16 protein-coding genes are annotated in these 18822 nt (G+C 52.6%); 9 read left to right on the top strand and 7 right to left on the bottom strand.

The genetic code is table 11. The features are described 5' to 3' along the window. The first annotated feature begins 80 nt into the window (after positions 1-80). Positions 81-1202, top strand: coding sequence for a [50S ribosomal protein L16]-arginine 3-hydroxylase (gene roxA / locus JTI85_RS09820; RefSeq protein WP_061067742.1), 1122 nt, complete (start codon positions 81-83; stop codon positions 1200-1202). Between the two features lie 106 nt (positions 1203-1308). Here roxA and pepT read toward each other — a convergent pair whose 3' ends face one another. Further along, complete coding sequence (gene pepT, locus JTI85_RS09815; RefSeq protein ID WP_219352516.1) at positions 1309-2532, bottom strand: peptidase T; 1224 nt, start codon at positions 2530-2532, stop codon at positions 1309-1311. A gap of 250 nt (positions 2533-2782) precedes the next feature. Here pepT and potA point away from each other — a divergent pair, with 250 nt between their 5' ends. Genes potA through potD form a run of 4 tightly spaced genes read left to right on the top strand, consistent with a single transcriptional unit; the run spans position 2783 to position 6610 of the window. After that, positions 2783-3919, top strand: coding sequence for a spermidine/putrescine ABC transporter ATP-binding protein PotA (gene potA / locus JTI85_RS09810; RefSeq protein WP_048211951.1), 1137 nt, complete (start codon positions 2783-2785; stop codon positions 3917-3919). Further along, positions 3903-4760 (top strand): spermidine/putrescine ABC transporter permease PotB, encoded by an 858-nt coding sequence (gene potB, locus JTI85_RS09805; RefSeq protein ID WP_003030793.1) that lies wholly within the window; start codon positions 3903-3905, stop codon positions 4758-4760. The genes potA and potB overlap by 17 nt, the downstream gene beginning before the upstream one ends. Continuing rightward, positions 4757-5536, top strand: coding sequence for a spermidine/putrescine ABC transporter permease PotC (gene potC, locus JTI85_RS09800; protein WP_003030794.1), 780 nt, complete (start codon positions 4757-4759; stop codon positions 5534-5536). The genes potB and potC overlap by 4 nt, the downstream gene beginning before the upstream one ends. A gap of 27 nt (positions 5537-5563) precedes the next feature. Further along, on the top strand, positions 5564-6610 hold the full coding sequence (potD, locus tag JTI85_RS09795) for a spermidine/putrescine ABC transporter substrate-binding protein PotD (protein ID WP_029139492.1): 1047 nt from the start codon (positions 5564-5566) through the stop codon (positions 6608-6610). Between the two features lie 99 nt (positions 6611-6709). Here the strand turns inward: potD and cobB are convergent, their stop codons facing one another. The 5 genes from cobB to lolC are packed head-to-tail and all read right to left on the bottom strand — an operon-like array spanning position 6710 to position 11639. Beyond that, on the bottom strand, positions 6710-7531 hold the full coding sequence (cobB, locus tag JTI85_RS09790; protein ID WP_199985233.1) for a Sir2 family NAD+-dependent deacetylase: 822 nt from the start codon (positions 7529-7531) through the stop codon (positions 6710-6712). A 15-nt stretch (positions 7532-7546) separates the two neighbouring features. Next, positions 7547-8458 carry an N-acetylglucosamine kinase gene (nagK, locus tag JTI85_RS09785; protein ID WP_048211952.1) on the bottom strand — a complete coding sequence of 304 codons (912 nt, stop codon included), beginning with the start codon at positions 8456-8458 and terminating at the stop codon, positions 7547-7549. 43 nt (positions 8459-8501) lie between these two features. Further along, positions 8502-9746 (bottom strand): lipoprotein-releasing ABC transporter permease subunit LolE, encoded by a 1245-nt coding sequence (lolE, locus tag JTI85_RS09780; RefSeq protein ID WP_137364587.1) that lies wholly within the window; start codon positions 9744-9746, stop codon positions 8502-8504. Next, positions 9746-10447, bottom strand: coding sequence for a lipoprotein-releasing ABC transporter ATP-binding protein LolD (gene lolD / locus JTI85_RS09775; protein ID WP_219352514.1), 702 nt, complete (start codon positions 10445-10447; stop codon positions 9746-9748). The genes lolE and lolD overlap by 1 nt, the downstream gene beginning before the upstream one ends. Further along, entirely contained in the window at positions 10440-11639 is a 1200-nt protein-coding gene (lolC, locus tag JTI85_RS09770; RefSeq protein WP_003030806.1) for a lipoprotein-releasing ABC transporter permease subunit LolC, read from the bottom strand. Before lolC ends, lolD begins: the two co-directional genes overlap by 8 nt. A 261-nt stretch (positions 11640-11900) precedes the next feature. Between lolC and JTI85_RS09765 the strand changes: the two genes are divergently transcribed. The 3 genes from JTI85_RS09765 (at position 11901) to JTI85_RS09755 (ending at position 17643) form a co-directional block, all read left to right on the top strand. Continuing rightward, positions 11901-12965 (top strand): acyltransferase family protein, encoded by a 1065-nt coding sequence (locus tag JTI85_RS09765; RefSeq protein WP_061067738.1) that lies wholly within the window; start codon positions 11901-11903, stop codon positions 12963-12965. Positions 12966-13083: 118 nt separating this feature from the next. Beyond that, positions 13084-16530 (top strand): transcription-repair coupling factor, encoded by a 3447-nt coding sequence (mfd, locus tag JTI85_RS09760; RefSeq protein WP_200036657.1) that lies wholly within the window; start codon positions 13084-13086, stop codon positions 16528-16530. A gap of 147 nt (positions 16531-16677) precedes the next feature. Continuing rightward, entirely contained in the window at positions 16678-17643 is a 966-nt protein-coding gene (locus JTI85_RS09755; RefSeq protein ID WP_061067736.1) for a L,D-transpeptidase family protein, read from the top strand. 83 nt (positions 17644-17726) lie between these two features. Here the strand turns inward: JTI85_RS09755 and bhsA are convergent, their stop codons facing one another. Next, positions 17727-17984, bottom strand: a complete 258-nt coding sequence (gene bhsA, locus JTI85_RS09750) for a multiple stress resistance protein BhsA (protein WP_219352512.1) — start codon at positions 17982-17984, stop codon at positions 17727-17729. A 243-nt stretch (positions 17985-18227) separates the two neighbouring features. Between bhsA and JTI85_RS09745 the strand changes: the two genes are divergently transcribed. Next, positions 18228-18822 (top strand): TetR/AcrR family transcriptional regulator (locus JTI85_RS09745; protein ID WP_219352511.1); only part of this gene is annotated, 595 nt, incomplete at its 3' end.

The raw sequence follows: 18822 nt of genomic DNA, 5'->3' as shown, positions 1-18822 counted from the left end.
ATAAATATGTACTGACTTCACGCTTGAGGTTAAGTATCCGTTATAATCGGTTGCAGATACCAGCCTGCGGGATGCTCATTATGGAATACCAACTCACTCTTAACTGGCCCGATTTTCTTGAACGTCACTGGCAAAAACGCCCGGTGGTCTTAAAACGCGGCTTTAACAACTTTATTGATCCACTCTCCCCTGACGAACTGGCTGGGCTGGCAATGGAAAGCGAAGTCGACAGCCGGTTGGTCAGCCACCAGGATGGCAAATGGCAGGTTAGCCACGGTCCTTTCGAAAGCTATGACCATCTTGGTGAAAGCAACTGGTCACTGCTGGTCCAGGCCGTAAACCACTGGCACGAACCAACTGCCGCGCTGATGCGGCCATTCCGTGAATTGCCGGACTGGCGCATTGACGATTTGATGATCTCATTTTCTGTACCCGGCGGTGGTGTTGGCCCGCATCTGGATCAATATGATGTGTTCATCATCCAGGGAACCGGTCGCCGTCGCTGGCGTGTGGGTGAAAAACTGCAGTTGAAGCAGCACTGTCCGCACCCTGACCTGCTCCAGGTTGATCCGTTTGAAGCCATCATTGATGAAGAGCTGGAGCCAGGCGATATTCTGTATATTCCACCTGGATTCCCGCACGAAGGTTACGCGTTAGAAAACGCGATGAATTACTCGGTAGGTTTCCGCGCACCGAATACCCGGGAGCTGATCAGCGGATTTGCTGATTACGTTCTGCAACGCGAACTGGGTAGCACGTACTACAGCGATCCAGATCTACCGCCGCGCGACCATCCAGCAGACGTGCTGCCACAGGAAATGGACAAGCTGCGCGAAATGATGCTGGGGCTCATTAACCAGCCGGAGCATTTTAAACAGTGGTTTGGCGAGTTTATCTCTCAGTCGCGTCATGAACTGGACGTTGCGCCGCCTGAGCCGCCTTATCAGCCTGACGAAATCTATGATGCCCTGAAGCAAGGCGATGTCCTGGTTCGTCTGGGTGGATTGCGTGTACTGCGCATTGGCGATGACGTTTATGTAAATGGTGAGAAAATTGACTCCCCTCACCGTCCGGCGCTGGATGCGCTCGCCAGCCATATTGTTCTGACAGCGGAAAACTTTGAGGATGCACTGGAAGATCCGTCTTTCCTCGCCATGCTTGCCGCACTGGTGAATAGCGGATACTGGTTCTTCGAAGGATAACCTATTGAAAGTGCGCCGGAWGGCGCTTCGCTTATCCGGCCTACGGGATASSSTATTTGTAGGCCGGATAAGCGAAGCGCCWTCCGGCATCTACCGGCAAAAGCGGCTACTGTTTCGCCGTCAATTCCGCAATTCGCACAATCACCTGCACGGCTTTTTCCATGCCTTCCAGTGTCACAAACTCATGCTTACCATGATAGTTATAGCCACCGGTGAACAGATTCGGGCAAGGTAATCCCATGAACGACAGTTGCGCGCCGTCGGTACCACCACGAATGGGTTTAAGATCCGGCTCAATGTCACAATCGCGCATTGCCTGCTGGGCGATATCCAGCACATGCGGATGCTCGATCACTTTTTCACGCATATTGTAGTAGCTGTCTTCAATCACCAGCTCGATATAGCAGTCCGGATGTAACCCTTTACCGACCTTTTTGGCAATATCCATGATTTTGCGTTTACGCGCTTCAAACTGCTTACGGTCAAAATCGCGGATAATGTAGTGCATATCAGCCCGATCAACCGTCCCTTTCATGCTTGCCAGATGGTAAAAACCTTCATAGCCTTCCGTCGCTTCCGGGCTTTCATCGGCGGGAACTTCGGCATGGATGCGAGCCGCCAGCGACAGCGCGTTCACCATCACCCCTTTTGCCGTACCCGGATGCACATTGTTACCGACGATCTTGATATTGACCGACGCGGCGTTGAAGTTTTCAAACTCCAGTTCGCCCACGCCGCCACCGTCGACGGTATAGGCCCACTGCGCATCAAATGCTGCAACGTCGAAATGCTTCGCGCCTTTACCGACCTCTTCATCTGGCGTAAAGGCCACGCGGATATCGCCATGCGGAATATCTTTTTGTATCAACACAGCCAGTGCGGTCATGATTTCGGCGATACCGGCTTTATCATCCGCACCCAGCAGCGTTTTGCCATCTGTGGTGATCAACGTCTGACCCAGAAGTTGATGCAGCACCGGGAACATCACCGGCGACAAAACCTCATCGCCAATACCGAGCGCAATATCGCCGCCGCGATAGTTTTCGACAATTTGCGGATTAACGTTTTTACCGCTGAAATCCGGTGAGGTATCCACATGGGAAATAAAACCGATCGCGGGAATATTGCCTGCAAAGTTAGCGGGCAACGTTGCCATCAACGTCCCCTTGTCGCTCAAGGTAATATTGACCAGCCCCATCTCTTCGAGTTGCTGCTTAAGCAACTGCAATAACTTCCACTGTCCTTCAGTGCTGGGTACCTGCCGCACGCCCGATTTTGATTGGGTGTCCAGCGACACGTAGTGTAAAAAACGCTCAAGTAGTTTATCCATGCAGTCACCCTCACTTTTTGTGACAACATTATCAATAAGCAACAAAAGACAAATATTGCGTCAGGTCACTTTTATCCCCGCAAGTGAGAATATTTCTCCCTGACATCCCCTCTGACTATAGGGTTAAGTCAGTAATTCGCAACAAGGATTGGCGATTACAATGGTTTGCCGTAGAATAACCGCCCTCATTAAGAGTCATCAAGGTGGTTAACCACAAACCCCGCATCGGTCAGCCATCCGTTGCGTTTACATGGGACAGAGTAAAAAATTGAATAAACAACCGCGTTCGCTTTCTCCACTGGTGCAATTAGCGGGAATTCGCAAAAGTTTCGATGGCAAAGAGGTGATTTCCAGCCTGGATTTGACCATCAACAATGGCGAATTTCTCACGCTGCTCGGCCCCTCTGGCTGCGGTAAAACAACCGTTCTTCGCCTGATTGCCGGTCTGGAAACGGTTGATTCCGGTCATATTATGTTGGACAACCAGGACATCACTCACGTTCCTGCGGAAAACCGCTACGTGAACACCGTCTTCCAAAGCTATGCGTTATTCCCCCACATGACCGTGTATGAGAATGTGGCCTTTGGTTTACGCATGCAGAAAACCCCCGCAGCCGATATTCCTCCTCGCGTTACTGAAGCCCTGCGCATGGTGCAACTGGAAGAGTTCGCTCAGCGAAAACCGCATCAACTCTCCGGTGGCCAACAGCAGCGCGTGGCGATTGCCCGTGCGGTGGTCAATAAACCGCGTTTACTCCTGTTAGATGAATCTCTCTCTGCGCTGGACTACAAACTGCGCAAGCAGATGCAGAACGAACTGAAAGCGTTACAGCGTAAGCTGGGTATCACTTTCGTCTTTGTCACTCACGATCAGGAAGAAGCGCTGACGATGTCAGACCGTATCGTGGTGATGCGTGACGGCAAGATTGAGCAGGACGGTACACCGCGCGAGATCTACGAAGAGCCGAAAAATTTGTTCGTTGCCGGATTTATCGGCGAGATCAATATGTTTAACGCCACGGTGATAGAACGTCTGGACGAGCAGCGTGTTCGTGCTAACGTTGAAGGCCGCGAGTGCAATATTTACGTCAACTTCGCGGTGGTTCCCGGACAGAAACTGCACGTTCTGTTACGCCCGGAAGATCTGCGCGTGGATGAAATCAACGACGATAATCATATCGAAGGCCTGATCGGCTACGTGCGCGAACGCAACTACAAAGGCATGACGCTGGAGTCGGTTGTGGAACTGGAAAATGGCAAGATGGTGATGGTCAGTGAATTCTTCAACGAAGACGATCCTGACTTTGACCACTCGCTCGACCAGAAAATGGCGATTAACTGGGTAGAAAGCTGGGAGGTCGTACTGGCTGATGAAGAACACAAGTAAATTCCAGAGTGTGGTGATCGTCACCATTGTCGGTTGGCTTGTGTTGTTTGTCTTTCTGCCCAACCTGATGATCATCGGTACCAGCTTTTTGACCCGCGACGACGCCAATTTCGTCAAAATGGTCTTTACGCTGGAAAACTATACACGCCTGCTCGATCCGCTCTATTTTGAGGTGCTGGTTCATTCCCTCAATATGGCGCTGATTGCCACGCTCGCCTGCCTGGTACTCGGCTACCCGTTTGCCTGGTTTTTGGTGAAACTGCCGGAAAAAGTGCGCCCGCTGCTGCTGTTCCTGCTGATTGTTCCGTTCTGGACCAACTCACTTATCCGCATCTACGGACTCAAAATTTTCCTCAGTACCAAAGGCTATCTCAACGAGTTTCTGTTGTGGCTCGGCGTTATCGATACTCCTATTCGTATCATGTTTACACCCAGCGCGGTGATTATCGGCCTGGTGTACATCCTGCTGCCGTTTATGGTGATGCCGCTCTATTCCAGCATTGAAAAACTCGATAAACCGCTACTGGAAGCCGCGCGTGATTTGGGTGCCAGTAAACTTCAGACCTTCACCCGCATCATTATTCCGTTGACGATGCCGGGAATTATCGCCGGATGTCTGTTGGTTATGCTGCCAGCCATGGGGCTGTTTTACGTATCCGACTTAATGGGCGGGGCGAAAAACCTGCTGATTGGTAATGTGATTAAAGTGCAGTTCCTGAACATCCGCGACTGGCCGTTTGGTGCCGCCACCAGCATTACGCTGACCATTGTGATGGGGCTGATGCTGCTGATCTACTGGCGCGCCTCGCGCTTGCTGAACAAGAAGGTGGAACTCGAATGATCGGTCGGCTGCTCAGAGGCGGTTTCATGACCGCTATCTACGCGTATCTGTATATTCCAATCATCATTTTGATTGTGAACTCCTTTAACAGCTCGCGCTTCGGCATTAACTGGCAGGGTTTTACCACCAAATGGTACGGGCTGCTGATGAACAACGACAGTTTGCTGCAGGCGGCACAGCACTCACTGACGATGGCCGTGCTCTCCGCGACCTTTGCCACCCTGATCGGTTCACTGACTGCGGTCGCTTTATATCGCTACCGTTTTCGTGGCAAACCATTTGTCAGCGGCATGTTGTTTGTGGTGATGATGTCGCCGGATATCGTGATGGCAATTTCGCTGCTGGTGCTGTTTATGCTGATTGGCATTCAACTGGGCTTCTGGTCGCTGCTGTTTTCACATATCACGTTCTGCCTGCCTTTTGTGGTCGTAACGGTCTACTCACGTTTGAAAGGCTTTGACGTACGTATGCTTGAAGCAGCTAAAGACCTGGGTGCCAGTGAAGTGACCATTCTGCGCAAGATCATTCTGCCACTGGCCATGCCGGCGGTAGCTGCAGGTTGGTTGCTAAGTTTTACGCTGTCGATGGATGATGTCGTGGTTTCGTCCTTCGTCACCGGACCCGGCTATGAGATTTTGCCATTAAAAATCTACTCAATGGTTAAAGTCGGTGTATCACCAGAGGTGAATGCACTGGCAACCATTTTGTTGGTTCTGTCGCTGGTTATGGTGATCGCCAGCCAGCTTATTGCACGTGATAAAACCAAGGGCCGTTAAGGCCCTTAATTCAGGGGACGTTAAATGATGAAAAAATGGTCACGCCACCTGCTCGCGGCGGGTGCTCTGGCACTGGGCATGAGCGCCGCTCACGCGAATGACAACAACACGCTTTATTTCTACAACTGGACCGAATACGTTCCGCCAGGATTACTGGAACAGTTCACCAAAGAGACCGGCATTAAGGTAATCTATTCGACCTACGAGTCGAACGAAACCATGTACGCCAAGCTCAAAACCTATAAAGACGGTGCGTACGATCTGGTGGTGCCTTCCACCTATTACGTCGACAAAATGCGTAAAGAAGGCATGATCCAGAAGATCGACAAGTCGACGTTAACCAACTTCCACAACCTCGATCCGGAAATGCTCAATAAGCCGTTTGACCCGAATAACGACTACTCAATCCCGTACATCTGGGGTGCAACGGCCATTGGTATTAACAGTGATGCCATTGATCCCAAAACCGTGACCAGCTGGGCTGACCTGTGGAAACCGGAATACAAGGGCAGCCTGCTGTTAACGGATGATGCCCGCGAAGTGTTCCAGATGGCGCTGCGCAAGCTGGGATACTCCGGGAATACCACCGACCCGAAAGAGATTGAAGCTGCGTATAACGAGCTGAAGAAGCTAATGCCTAACGTTGCGGCGTTTAACTCTGACAACCCGGCCAACCCGTATATGGAAGGTGAAGTCAATCTGGGGATGGTGTGGAACGGCTCCGCATATGTTGCGCGTCAGGCAGGTACACCGCTGGAAGTCGTCTGGCCGAAAGAAGGGGGTATTTTCTGGATGGACAGCCTGTCTATTCCGGCAAATGCTAAAAACAAAGAAGGTGCGCTAAAGCTGATTAACTTCCTGCTACGCCCGGACGTGGCGAAAGAAGTGGCGGAAACTATTGGTTATCCAACGCCAAACCTGGCGGCACGCAAGCTGCTAAGTCCGGAAGTCGCGAATGATAAAACCCTGTACCCGGATGCAGAAACCATCAACAAAGGGGAATGGCAGAACGATGTTGGTTCCGCCAGCGCCATCTATGAAGAGTATTATCAGAAGCTGAAAGCAGGACGCTAATTGCCCTCCTCGTAGGCCGGATAAGACGCGCCAGCGTCGCATCCGGCGCATCATCACTGCCCGATGGCGCTGCGCTTATCGGGCCTACGCCATCCGTGATCACAATCCCTTCAATAACTTCTCTACAAACTCGGGCACCACCTGGCTTGCCGGGCCGTAATGCTTCTCTTCGAACTCGCTACCCACCTGGCTTGGCTCCAGATTTAACTCCACCGTATGCGCCCCATGCAGACGCGCTTCGTGGACAAAACCCGCAGCCGGATAAACATGCCCTGACGTGCCAATGGCAATGAAAACATCTGCCATCGCCAGCGCCATATAAATTTCATCCATCCCCAGCGGCATTTCGCCAAACCAGACAACGTGCGGTCGCAGGGGCGCAGGGAACTGGCAGCAATGGCATTTGTCTTCTGGCGTGACGTCCCCTGTCCAGTCTAAAATCTGCCCGCTTTGCGAACAGCGAACCTTAAGAAGCTCGCCGTGCATATGGATAACGTTCTGACTTCCCGCACGTTCGTGCAGATTATCGATATTTTGCGTTACCAGTAGAAAGCGATCACCCAGCTCGGCTTCGAGTTTTGCCAACGCAATATGCGCCGCGTTTGGCTGAATTTCGGGCTGTTGCAACTGGTGACGACGGGCGTTATAAAACGACTGAACCAGTCCAGGATTACGACTAAATCCTTCCGGCGTTGCCACATCCTCAACCCGATGTTCTTCCCAAAGACCATCCGCAGCACGGAAGGTACGAATCCCTGATTCAGCGGAAATTCCCGCGCCAGTCAGGACTAACACCCTTGGTTTTTCCACCAGTTCAGGCACCACTCTGTCTCTGAAAAAGATCCGTTGACGCAGGCGATCGCGCAAATGGCGTTTATTTTTACGAAAACGGCTTAATCGATGACCCCGACGCGACAGCATAACAACCTCTTTGTATTAATCGGTAAGATGTAGGAAAGCGGCTCCGCGCATCCCACCCGCATCACCGTGTCGTGCCTGCTCAATACGCGGCACACGGGCAACGGGCAGCAAATGACGTGGCAGCCTGCCCGCCAGTTGCGTCGTAATAGCGGTAAAGTTCGACAAGCCACCGCCAATCACCACTAAATCTGGATCGACGATAGTCAGGATATTCCCCAGGCAAACGGCCAGCAAATCCAGATAACGCTCTACATGCGCATGCGCGTGCTCATCGCCTTGCTCCCAGAGGGTGATAATTTCACGGGCATCCAGAGGTTGATGGTAGTAATGCTGGTACAACCACGCAAATCCGCCACCGGAAAGATAACTTTCGATGCACCCCAGTTGACCACATCCGCAACGACGCAGCGGGAAATCAAATCCCATCAACGTCAACGCATCAACAGGCAAACGGATATGACCGAACTCGCCGGTAATATAGCTACGTCCAGTGATAGACTTTCCGTTAAGCACCAGGCCACCACCGACACCGGTGCCGAGGATTAAGCCCATCACTAACGGATACTGGGTGAACTCATCGTCCCAGGCTTCGGAGAGTGCAAAACAGTTGGCGTCATTATCCAGACGCACATCACGATCCAGTCGTGCGCTGAGATCGGCCCGCAGCGGTTTGCCACTGGCAGCAGGAACGTTGGCTGCATACAGCGTACCGTCCTCCGTTTCCGGCATACCAGGAATGCCGATGCCAACCGAACCTTTAATGCCAAACCGCTGGTCTGCTTCCTGCACCAAATTGCACACCGCATCAAGGAAAGCGTCATAACTGTCACGCGGCGTAGGGACGCGCGTTTCCCATTGCAAACGACGTTGATTATCGAATACGCCTAACGCAATTTTAGTCCCACCGATGTCAAATCCGTAATACATCACCGCTCCTTGATGCAGCATGAATGCTTTAGTGTATATATTGTTATTGGCCGCTAAGTACTCTCGCAGGATCAATATTGCTGGCGCGACGCGCCGGATACCAACTCGCCAAAAGACTCAGCACTAATGCTGTCACCAGCACGTAAATCACATCCAGCCAGTGTAATTCCGATGGCAGGAAGTCAATGAAATAGATATCGCCGGAGAGGAACTGATGGCCGATAAGCGCCTCAATACCATTGATAATCGGTGTGAGCTGTAGAGAAACAACAACACCAATAACCACACCTATCAGGCTACCGAACAGACCCGCCAGCAGTCCATACCAGACGAAGATGGCGCGGATCAGTCCGTCTTTCGCTCCCAGCGTTCTTAATACCGCAATATCGCCGCTTTTGTCTTTTACCGCCATCACTAACGTTGAAACGATATTAAAGCAGGCTACGCCAATCACCAGCACCATCGCCAGATACATAATGGCGCGGATCATCTGGATATCGCGATACATATAGCCGTAAGTACCGATCCAACTCTTAATATAAACATAGTTATTGGTCACTTCGCCCGCATCTCGCACCAACTTATTGGCGTTAAAGACATCGTTGACCTTCAGGGCAATCCCGGAAACGCTGGAACCCATATCCAGGTACTGCTGCGCGTCTTCCATTGGGATCATGGCGAAGCTGTGATCGAGCTGACCGCTCAGTTGCAGAATACCGGTAACGTGCAAACGCACGCGTTTAGGCTGCTGTAACTTATGATCCGCGCTGGCATTGGGGATCATAATCGACACCCAATCCCCCTGCTTCACCTTCAGCGCGTCCGCAATCCCCTTGCCAATAATGACCTGCTGCTCACCGGCTTTGAAATTATCCCAGGCGTGGTTTTGCACGAAGGATGGCAGTGCGCTTAAACGCTGTTCCTGTTTCGGGTCAACGCCCTTCACCTGCACCGCGCGCAAGTTCGCCCCACTCTCCACCAGCCCGGTGAAATTGATATAAGGCGCAGCAGCGACAATGCCAGGCACTTTCTGAACTTTGTCGAGTGCTTCCTGCCAGTTGTTCCACGGCTGATTTACCGCCTCTATCTCACCATGTGGCACAACCGCCAGAATACGGTTGTTCAACTCTCGCTCAAATCCGTTCATGGCGCTTAGACCGACGATCAACACCGCCACACCCAACGCAATACCGACGGTAGAAATCACGGAAATCAGCGACACCATGCCACCGCGTCGCCGACCGCGGCTAAAGCGCAGACCAATCAATAATGATAAAGGCGATGCCATTACTCAGCCCCCATCAGGCTCAGTTCAGCCGTCAGGCGACCATCGCGCATTTCAAGCTGGCGGCTCATGCGCTTCGCCAGTTGCAGATCGTGCGTCACCACCAGAAATGCCGTGCCCTGAGAGCGGTTCAGCTCACCCAGCAGTTCGAAAATGCTGTCCGCGTTTCGCGCATCAAGGTTACCCGTTGGCTCGTCTGCCAGTACCAGGCGCGGGTTATTCACCAGCGCACGGGCAATCGCCACACGTTGACGCTCGCCGCCTGAAAGTTCGGACGGACGGTGGCTGGCACGGTGATCCAGCCCAACCGCTTTCAGCATGTCACGTGCGCGCTCGGTAATTTCAGCCGGCTTCCTCTTGCCAATCAGTAGCGGCATCGCCACGTTTTCCAGCGCGGTAAAGTCTGGCAACAAATGGTGGAACTGGTAAATAAATCCTAGCTTCTGATTACGCAGTTCCGCTTTCGCCGCTGACGAGAGTTTGCTCATCGGCTGACCGCTAAAAATGACGTCGCCGGAAGTCGGTGTATCCAGCCCGCCGAGCAGATGAAGCAGTGTACTTTTGCCGGAGCCTGAGCTGCCGACAATCGCCATCATCTCACCCTCGCCGACGCTAAAACTGACATCGTGCAGAACATCAGTCTGCACCGTGCCTTCCTGATAGCGTTTGCACAGGTCGTCGCATTGCAACAGGATCTTATTCATAACGTAAAGCCTCAGCGGGTTGAGTGGCGGCAGCGCGCCAGGAAGGATAAAGCGTAGACAGCAGCGCGATGGCCATCGCCACCAGCGCAATGACGATCACCTGCAGCGGCTCAATAGCAACCGGCAACGCGGCACCGTCCAGCAGCACGCCGATAATCGGCATCAGGTTGTTCAGTTGGCTGGCAAGCAATGCGCCCAGCACCGCGCCCAGCAGCGCGCCGATAATTCCGGCACTGGCCCCCTGAACCATAAACACCATCATGATTTGCCGCGGCGTTAGCCCCTGCGTTTGTAGAATCGCCACTTCCCCTTGCTTCTCCATTACCATCAGACCCAACGAGGTAATAATATTAAAAGCCGCAACTGCCACGATCAGGCTAAGCAGCAGCCCCATCATGTTTTTCTCCATGCGCACGGCCTGGAACAGTTCCCCTTTGCGCTCGCGCCAGTCCTGCCATTTGGTGCCCTGCGGCAGCGTTTGCTGGCTCAGCGTGTCAACTTTTAACGGTTCGTTCAGCCACAGACGCCAGCCGGTAATATTGCCCACCGGATAGCGCATCAGGCGGGAAGCATCCTGAATGTTGGTCAGCATCTGGTAGCCGTCTACTTCGCTGTTGGCGGCGAAGGTGCCAATCACCGTAAACAGACGCTGGCTCGGCAAACGCCCCATCGGCGTAAACTGGCTGGCCGAAGGCACCATCACGCGAATTTGATCGCCGCGATTGACGCCCAACTGCCCGGCAAGCTGCTCACCGAGGATGACATTATACTTACCCGGCTGCAGATCTGTTTGCTTCACATTGACCAGATACGGCGTGAGAGGATCTTTTTGCGCCGGGTCGATGCCCAGCATCACGCCGACCGCCACGCTACGCGCACTTTGCAGCACCACATCCCCCGTAGTTATCGGTGCGACGCGGTTGACGCCGTTCAACACCACCGCTTTTTCCGGCAGTTGCTGCGGGTTCAGAGAACCCTGTTCAGACGAGAGAACGGCCTGAGGCATCAGGCCAAGGATATTGTTTTGCAGCTCGCGCTCGAAACCGTTCATCACCGACAACACCGTGACCAGCGCCATTACCCCGAGGGTAATGCCAATGGTGGAGAGCCAGGAAACGAAGCGACCGAAGCGATCTGCTGCACGCCCACGCATATAACGCAGGCCAATGAATAGAGCGACAGGTTGGTACATGAAATCCGTCTGGTTGCTGTTAGCAAAGTCACGAGTATATAAGCGAAAGCGGAATGGGTAAATGACTGAACCGTAAGTGTTCGTCAGCACTTGTCCTAAAAGTATAAAGAAATCAATCCGCTAAAGTTGTCCCTCTTTTCTTAAGTCCAGATCCCTGATCTTTATCTTAAAAAAACAAAATGCAGACAGTTACGCATTACAGCCCACCGCGAGTTGCGCAGGATGGCAGGCTATAGCAATCAATATGGATACGCAGTCTCGATGATTAAAAAAGAACTATGGATTAACCAGATCAAAGGGTTATGTATTTGTCTGGTGGTAATTTATCACTCGGTAATCACGTTTTACCCGCACCTCACTACTTTTCAGCATCCGCTTTCAGAGATACTGAGCAAATGCTGGATTTACCTGAACTTGTACCTTGCGCCGTTTCGCATGCCGGTGTTTTTCTTTATTTCGGGGTATCTGATCCGTCGCTATATCGATAGCGTCACGTGGACCACCTGCCTGGATAAACGAATCTGGAGCATCGCCTGGGTGTTGGTGCTTTGGGGGGTGGTACAATGGCTGGCGTTAGTCGCGCTCAATAACTGGCTGGCCCCGCAGCGCGATCTGAACCATACCGCCAACGCCGCCTATGCCGATTCGATCAGTGATTTTACCCACGGGATGCTCACCGCCAGCACCAGCTTGTGGTATCTGTACGCACTGATTGTTTATTTTGTTTTGTGTAAGCTTTTCAGCCGCTGGGCGGCGCCATTGTTGGCGTTATTTGTCGTGTTGAGCGTGGCGATCAATTATGTCCCGACACCGTGGTGGGGAATGAACAGCGTCATTCGTAACCTGCCATACTACAGCCTCGGCGCGTGGTTTGGTGCAACGCTGATGGCATGGATCAAAGAGGTTCCCCTGCGCCGCCATTCTGTGCTTTTTCTGGTTAGTACAATCGTCGCCGCCGTTGCATGGCTGGCAAATGTTTCACTATTACTTTCTCTTCTTTCCATTGTGCTGATCATGAAGCTGTTTTATCAATTTGAGCTGCGCTTTGGTATGCGTGAGTCCGGCCCGTTAAGCGTGATTGGCGCCAATACCATCGCCATCTACACCACCCACCGTATTCTGGTTGAGCTGTTCAGCTTAACGCTAATCCCCAAAATCAATCATGCCGCCTGGCCTGCATATGCAGAGCTGGCCCTGCTGCTGGTGTATCCGTTCGCCTGCCTGCTGCTGTGCACCTTGTTTGGCCTGTTGGTGCGTAAAATTTCACAAAAAACAGTGGCCGACCTGCTATTTTCCCCGCCTTCTTTATCGACCGCCTCGCGCTAACTTCAACGCGTTTTTGCCCCCCTTCGGGGGCGAATCAATTTGCTTATGAGAAACGATCACGGATAATAAAGAAACATTGCTTATCAGACGTATATCCAAACGAGATCCTGACAACCGAATGCCTGAACAACATCGTTACACGCTTCCAGCAAAAGCTGGCGATCAGCGCCAGTTGGGTGAACTTACCGGTGCCGCCTGCGCGACGCTGGTCGCCGAAATCGCTGAACATCACGCGGGGCCAGTGGTGCTGATCGCGCCGGACATGCAAAATGCACTGCGTTTGCATGATGAAATTCGTCAGTTTACCGACCAGATGGTGATGAATCTGGCTGACTGGGAAACACTGCCCTATGACAGTTTTTCCCCACATCAGGAAATTATCTCCTCGCGACTATCCACGTTGTATCAACTGCCTGCGATGCAACGCGGTGTGCTGATCGTACCGGTCAACACGTTGATGCAGCGCGTCTGCCCGCACAGCTATCTACACGGTCATGCACTGGTGATGAAAAAGGGTCAGCGCCTGTCGCGTGATGCCCTGCGTGAGCAGCTGGACAGCGCCGGCTATCGCCATGTTGATCAGGTCATGGAACACGGCGAATACGCCACGCGCGGCGCGTTGTTGGATCTGTTCCCGATGGGCAGCGAGCTGCCTTATCGCCTTGATTTCTTTGATGACGAAATCGACAGCCTGCGTCTGTTTGATACCGACACCCAGCGCACGCTGGAAGAAGTCGATGCCATTAATTTGCTTCCCGCGCACGAATTCCCGACTGACAAAACGGCCATCGAGCTGTTCCGCAGTCAGTGGCGCGACACCTTTGAGGTGAAACGCGACGCCGAACATATTTATCAGCAGGTCAGCAAAGGCACGTTACCTGCGGGTATTGAATACTGGCAGCCGCTATTTTTCAACGAGCCGTTGCCGCCGTTGTTCAGCTACTTCCCGGCCAATACGCTGCTGGTGAATACCGGCGATATCGAGACCAGCGCTGAGCGCTTCCAGGCCGATACCCTGTCACGTTTTGAGAATCGCGGCGTTGATCCGATGCGCCCGCTTCTGCCACCTGAATCACTGTGGCTGCGGGTGGATGAGCTGTTTTCTGAACTGAAACGCTGGCCGCGCGTTCAGCTAAAAACCGAGAGTCTGGCGAACAAAGCTGCGAATACTAACCTCGGGTTCCAGAAACTGCCGGATATCGCCGTGCAGGCGCAGCAAAAATCACCGTTAGATGCGTTACGTAAATTCCTTGAGAGCTTTACCGGTCCGGTAATTTTCTCAGTGGAAAGTGAAGGTCGCCGGGAAGCGCTTGGCGAACTTCTGGCTCGCATCAAAGTTGCGCCGAAGCGGATATTGCGTCTTGATGAAGCCGCAGACAATGGTCGTTATTTGATGATTGGTGCAGCCGAGCATGGCTTCATCGATAGCAAACGCAATCTGGCGCTGATTTGTGAAAGCGATCTGCTGGGTGAACGCGTGGCGCGCCGCCGCCAGGATTCTCGTCGTACCATCAACCCGGATACGTTAATTCGTAACCTTGCAGAGCTGCATCCAGGTCAGCCGGTGGTGCATCTGGAGCACGGCGTGGGTCGCTATGCCGGTATGACCACGCTGGAAGCGGGCGGCATTACCGGCGAATACCTGATGCTCACCTACGCCAACGACGCCAAATTGTATGTACCGGTGTCATCGTTGCATTTGATAAGCCGCTATGCCGGAGGCGCGGAAGAGAATGCCCCGCTGCATAAACTTGGCGGAGATGCCTGGTCGCGCGCCCGGCAGAAAGCCGCCGAGAAGGTACGTGACGTCGCGGCGGAGTTGCTGGATATTTACGCCCAGCGTGCGGCAAAAGAAGGTTTTGCCTTTAAACACGACCGCGAGCAGTATCAGCTGTTTTGTGACAGCTTCCCATTTGAAACCACACCCGATCAGGCGCAGGCCATCAACGCGGTACTCAGCGATATGTGTCAGCCGCTGGCCATGGACCGCCTGGTGTGTGGCGATGTCGGCTTCGGTAAAACCGAAGTCGCGATGCGCGCCGCCTTCCTCGCCGTAGAGAATCACAAGCAGGTTGCCGTGCTGGTGCCGACCACCCTGCTCGCCCAGCAGCACTTCGACAACTTCCGCGATCGTTTTGCCAACTGGCCCGTGCGCATTGAGATGCTGTCCCGTTTTCGTAGCGCCAAAGAGCAAGCGCAGATTCTGGAGCAGGTTGCCGAAGGTAAAATCGATATTCTCATCGGCACGCACAAACTGCTGCAAAGCGATGTGAAACTCAAAGATTTGGGTCTGCTGATTGTCGATGAAGAGCACCGCTTCGGTGTCCGTCACAAAGAGCGTATTAAAGCAATGCGCGCCGATGTCGATATTCTGACGCTGACCGCAACCCCGATCCCGCGTACGCTCAATATGGCGATGAGCGGCATGCGCGATCTGTCAATTATCGCCACACCGCCAGCGCGTCGTCTGGCGGTCAAAACCTTCGTACGCGAATACGATAGCCTGGTGGTACGCGAAGCTATCCTGCGTGAAGTGCTGCGCGGCGGGCAGGTCTACTATCTGTTCAACGATGTTGAAAACATCCAGAAAACCGCTGACAGGCTGGCAGAGCTGGTACCGGAAGCGCGAATCGGGATTGGACACGGACAAATGCGCGAACGCGAGCTGGAACGCGTGATGAACGATTTCCACCATCAGCGCTTCAACGTGCTGGTGTGTACCACCATCATCGAAACCGGGATCGACATTCCAACCGCTAACACCATTATTATCGAGCGCGCTGACCATTTCGGGTTGGCACAATTGCACCAGCTACGCGGCCGCGTGGGACGTTCACACCATCAGGCCTATGCCTGGCTGTTGACGCCGCATCCAAAAGCGATGACCACCGATGCACAAAAACGCCTTGAGGCAATTGCATCACTGGAAGATTTGGGTGCAGGTTTTGCGCTAGCCACTCACGACCTCGAAATTCGCGGCGCGGGGGAACTGCTGGGCGAAGATCAGAGCGGTTCGATGGAAACCATCGGCTTCTCACTATACATGGAACTGCTGGAGAACGCGGTTGACGCGCTAAAAGAGGGACGCGAACCGTCACTCGAAGATCTCACCAACCAGCAAACTGAAGTCGAGTTGCGGATGCCGTCACTATTGCCAGATGACTACATCCCCGATGTGAATACGCGACTGTCGTTCTACAAGCGCATTGCCAGTGCGAAAGGCGAAAACGAGCTGGAAGAAATTAAGGTCGAGCTGATAGACCGTTTTGGTTTGTTGCCTGACCCGGCCCGTACGTTGCTGGATATTGCCCGTTTGCGCCAGCAAGCGCAAAAACTGGGTATCAGAAAGCTAGAAGGCAATGAAAAAGGCGGGACGATTGAGTTTGCCGAGAAGAACCACGTCAACCCGGTGTGGCTGATTGGCTTACTGCAAAAGCAACCCCAACACTTCCGTCTGGATGGCCCAACCCGACTTAAATTCATGCAGGAATTGGGCGAGCGTAAAACCCGTATCGACTGGGTCCGCCAGTTTATGCGTCAGCTTGAAGAAAACGCCGTAGCATAGTGAACAGGCCGGGTGAGCACACCACTCACCCGGCCGATGAATTTACAAACTCTTTGCACTTCCCTGCACTTCCCGACACAGCAAACCGCCATAATTCCTGTTTACTTTTACATAATAAAAACCACGTAAAAACAATGGATTTAGGTGATGTTAAACAATAAACGACTCTCTCGCTGGCTAACGCTTTTTACGCTCGCGGCGACCGTCGCATTAGCGCTCCCGGCTCAAGCGAATACCTGGCCGCTCCCGCCGCCAGGCAGCAAACTGGTGGGCGAAAATGCCACTCACGTTGTCGAAAACAACGGCGGATCGCTGGAAGCCATTGCGAAAAAATACAACGTCGGCTTTTTAGCGCTGCTGCAGGCTAACCCCGGCGTCGATCCATACGTACCTCGCCCGGGCAGTGTTTTAACCATCCCATTGCAAACTCTGCTACCGGATGCCCCACGCGAAGGGATTGTCATTAACCTCGCCGAACTGCGTCTTTACTATTACCAGCCAGGGACAAAATCGGTGACCGTGTATCCCATTGGCATTGGCCAGTTAGGCGGTGACACGCTAACCCCGACAATGGTAACCACCATTTCGGATAAACGCGCCAACCCCACCTGGACACCAACAGCGAATATCCGCGCACGGTATAAAGCCAATGGTATCGACCTCCCTGCCGTAGTACCTGCCGGGCCGGATAACCCGATGGGCCATCATGCAATCCGCTTAGCGGCTTACGGCGGTGTGTATTTGCTGCATGGAACCAACGCGGATTTTGGCATCGGTATGCGTGTTAGTTCCGGGTGTATTCGCCTGCGTGACGGTGATATTGAAACCTTATTCCGTCAGGTTACGCCGGGAACCAAAGTGAACATCATCAACACGCCGATTAAAGCCTCCGTTGAACCTAACGGTATGCGCCTGGTTGAAGTACACCAACCGCTGTCAGAAAAGATTAATGACGACCCGCAGTTACTGCCAATCGTGTTGAATTCATCAATGCAGAACTTTAAAAATGCGGCACAAACAGACGCAGCTGTGATGGAGCATGCAATGGAGCTACGTTCAGGCATGCCTGTAGACGTGACGCGCCATCACGATGCTCCTGCACAAACGCTGTAAATTCAGGCCATAAAAAAACCCCGCCGGTTTGTTCCCGCGGGGTTTTTTATTGAATTCGCAGTGGCATTGCGAGGGCTTACAACTTATTTATAGATAACTGCAGTCCCGTGAAGGGTGTTAGGACCGGTAACAGAAGTAATACGGAATGACTTCGCCCCCATTTCATCTGCTTTCTGTGCCAGTTGATCTTCCAGAGAACCTAAATTAGTCCCGGCGTCGGCGGAGATAATACCGACTTTCTGTTGGCCTGCAGGTGTAGCCTGAACTTCAACAGCGGCAAAGCTTGCAAATGAAAGTGAGCTCAGGACAGCAGCGACAAAAAGAGTTTTTACGTTTTTCATGATAGTGACCTTTAGCAGATGAATGTGTGCCGTAAGCGATTAACTTAACGATCGATAGATAAATCATAGATGCGATCCAGGTCACACGTCAACATTTTTTTATAACGATTGTTATTTAAAGTACAAAGGTCTTATTTTTCATATCAATAGCATTGAATTATTTTTATCTTGAATGCACTAGAGTGTCTGCGCGATTATTTTTATAATGGTTATTCAATAAACCCAACCAGGTACAACGGCACCATGACAACTGAAACGACAGGTTGTGCAAAAAAAAGCCGTGGCCGACCAAAAGTGTTCGACAGGGAAGCCGCGCTTGATAAGGCCATGACACTCTTCTGGCAGCACGGATATGAAGCGACATCGCTCGCCGATCTCGTAGAAGCAACCGGGGCAAAAGCGCCTACGCTGTATGCAGAATTTACCAATAAGGAAGGACTGTTTCGTGCCGTGCTGGACCGCTATATCAGTCGCTTCGCGGCAAAACACGAAGCCCAACTGTTTTGTGAAGAAAAAAGCCTCGAATCTGCACTTGAGGACTATTTCACCGCCATAGCGACCTGCTTCACCAGTAAAGACACGCCTGCGGGATGTTTCATGATTAACACATCCGCTACGCTGGCCGCCTCCTCCCGGGACATTGCGCACACGGTTAAATCCCGTCACGCCATGCAGGAACAGACGCTGGCTCAGTTTCTGCATCAACGACAGGAAAAGGGTGAAATACCGGCACACTGCGATGTACAAAAGTTGGCTGAATATCTGAACTGTATTTTGCAGGGTATGTCGATCAGCGCCCGCGAAGGAGCCTCGTTTGAAAAACTGATGCAGATCGCGC

The sequence above is a fragment of the Citrobacter sp. Colony219 genome (assembly GCF_019382635.1).
Classification (GTDB): Bacteria; Pseudomonadota; Gammaproteobacteria; order Enterobacterales; family Enterobacteriaceae; genus Citrobacter; species Citrobacter youngae.
This window is presented reverse-complemented; position numbering and strand designations above follow the sequence as displayed.

Excerpts from the sequence above, each read along its gene's own strand:
- roxA (WP_061067742.1), top strand. The coding sequence starts at position 81 with ATGGAATACCAACTCACTCTTAACTGGCCCGATTTTCTTGAACGTCAC.
- pepT (WP_219352516.1), bottom strand. The coding sequence starts at position 2,532 with ATGGATAAACTACTTGAGCGTTTTTTACACTACGTGTCGCTGGACACC.
- potA (WP_048211951.1), top strand. The coding sequence starts at position 2,783 with ATGGGACAGAGTAAAAAATTGAATAAACAACCGCGTTCGCTTTCTCCA.
- potB (WP_003030793.1), top strand. The coding sequence starts at position 3,903 with ATGAAGAACACAAGTAAATTCCAGAGTGTGGTGATCGTCACCATTGTC.
- potC (WP_003030794.1), top strand. The coding sequence starts at position 4,757 with ATGATCGGTCGGCTGCTCAGAGGCGGTTTCATGACCGCTATCTACGCG.
- potD (WP_029139492.1), top strand. The coding sequence starts at position 5,564 with ATGAAAAAATGGTCACGCCACCTGCTCGCGGCGGGTGCTCTGGCACTG.
- cobB (WP_199985233.1), bottom strand. The coding sequence starts at position 7,531 with ATGCTGTCGCGTCGGGGTCATCGATTAAGCCGTTTTCGTAAAAATAAA.
- nagK (WP_048211952.1), bottom strand. The coding sequence starts at position 8,458 with ATGTATTACGGATTTGACATCGGTGGGACTAAAATTGCGTTAGGCGTA.
- lolE (WP_137364587.1), bottom strand. The coding sequence starts at position 9,746 with ATGGCATCGCCTTTATCATTATTGATTGGTCTGCGCTTTAGCCGCGGT.
- lolD (WP_219352514.1), bottom strand. The coding sequence starts at position 10,447 with ATGAATAAGATCCTGTTGCAATGCGACGACCTGTGCAAACGCTATCAG.
- lolC (WP_003030806.1), bottom strand. The coding sequence starts at position 11,639 with ATGTACCAACCTGTCGCTCTATTCATTGGCCTGCGTTATATGCGTGGG.
- JTI85_RS09765 (WP_061067738.1), top strand. The coding sequence starts at position 11,901 with ATGATTAAAAAAGAACTATGGATTAACCAGATCAAAGGGTTATGTATT.
- mfd (WP_200036657.1), top strand. The coding sequence starts at position 13,084 with ATGCCTGAACAACATCGTTACACGCTTCCAGCAAAAGCTGGCGATCAG.
- JTI85_RS09755 (WP_061067736.1), top strand. The coding sequence starts at position 16,678 with ATGTTAAACAATAAACGACTCTCTCGCTGGCTAACGCTTTTTACGCTC.
- bhsA (WP_219352512.1), bottom strand. The coding sequence starts at position 17,984 with ATGAAAAACGTAAAAACTCTTTTTGTCGCTGCTGTCCTGAGCTCACTT.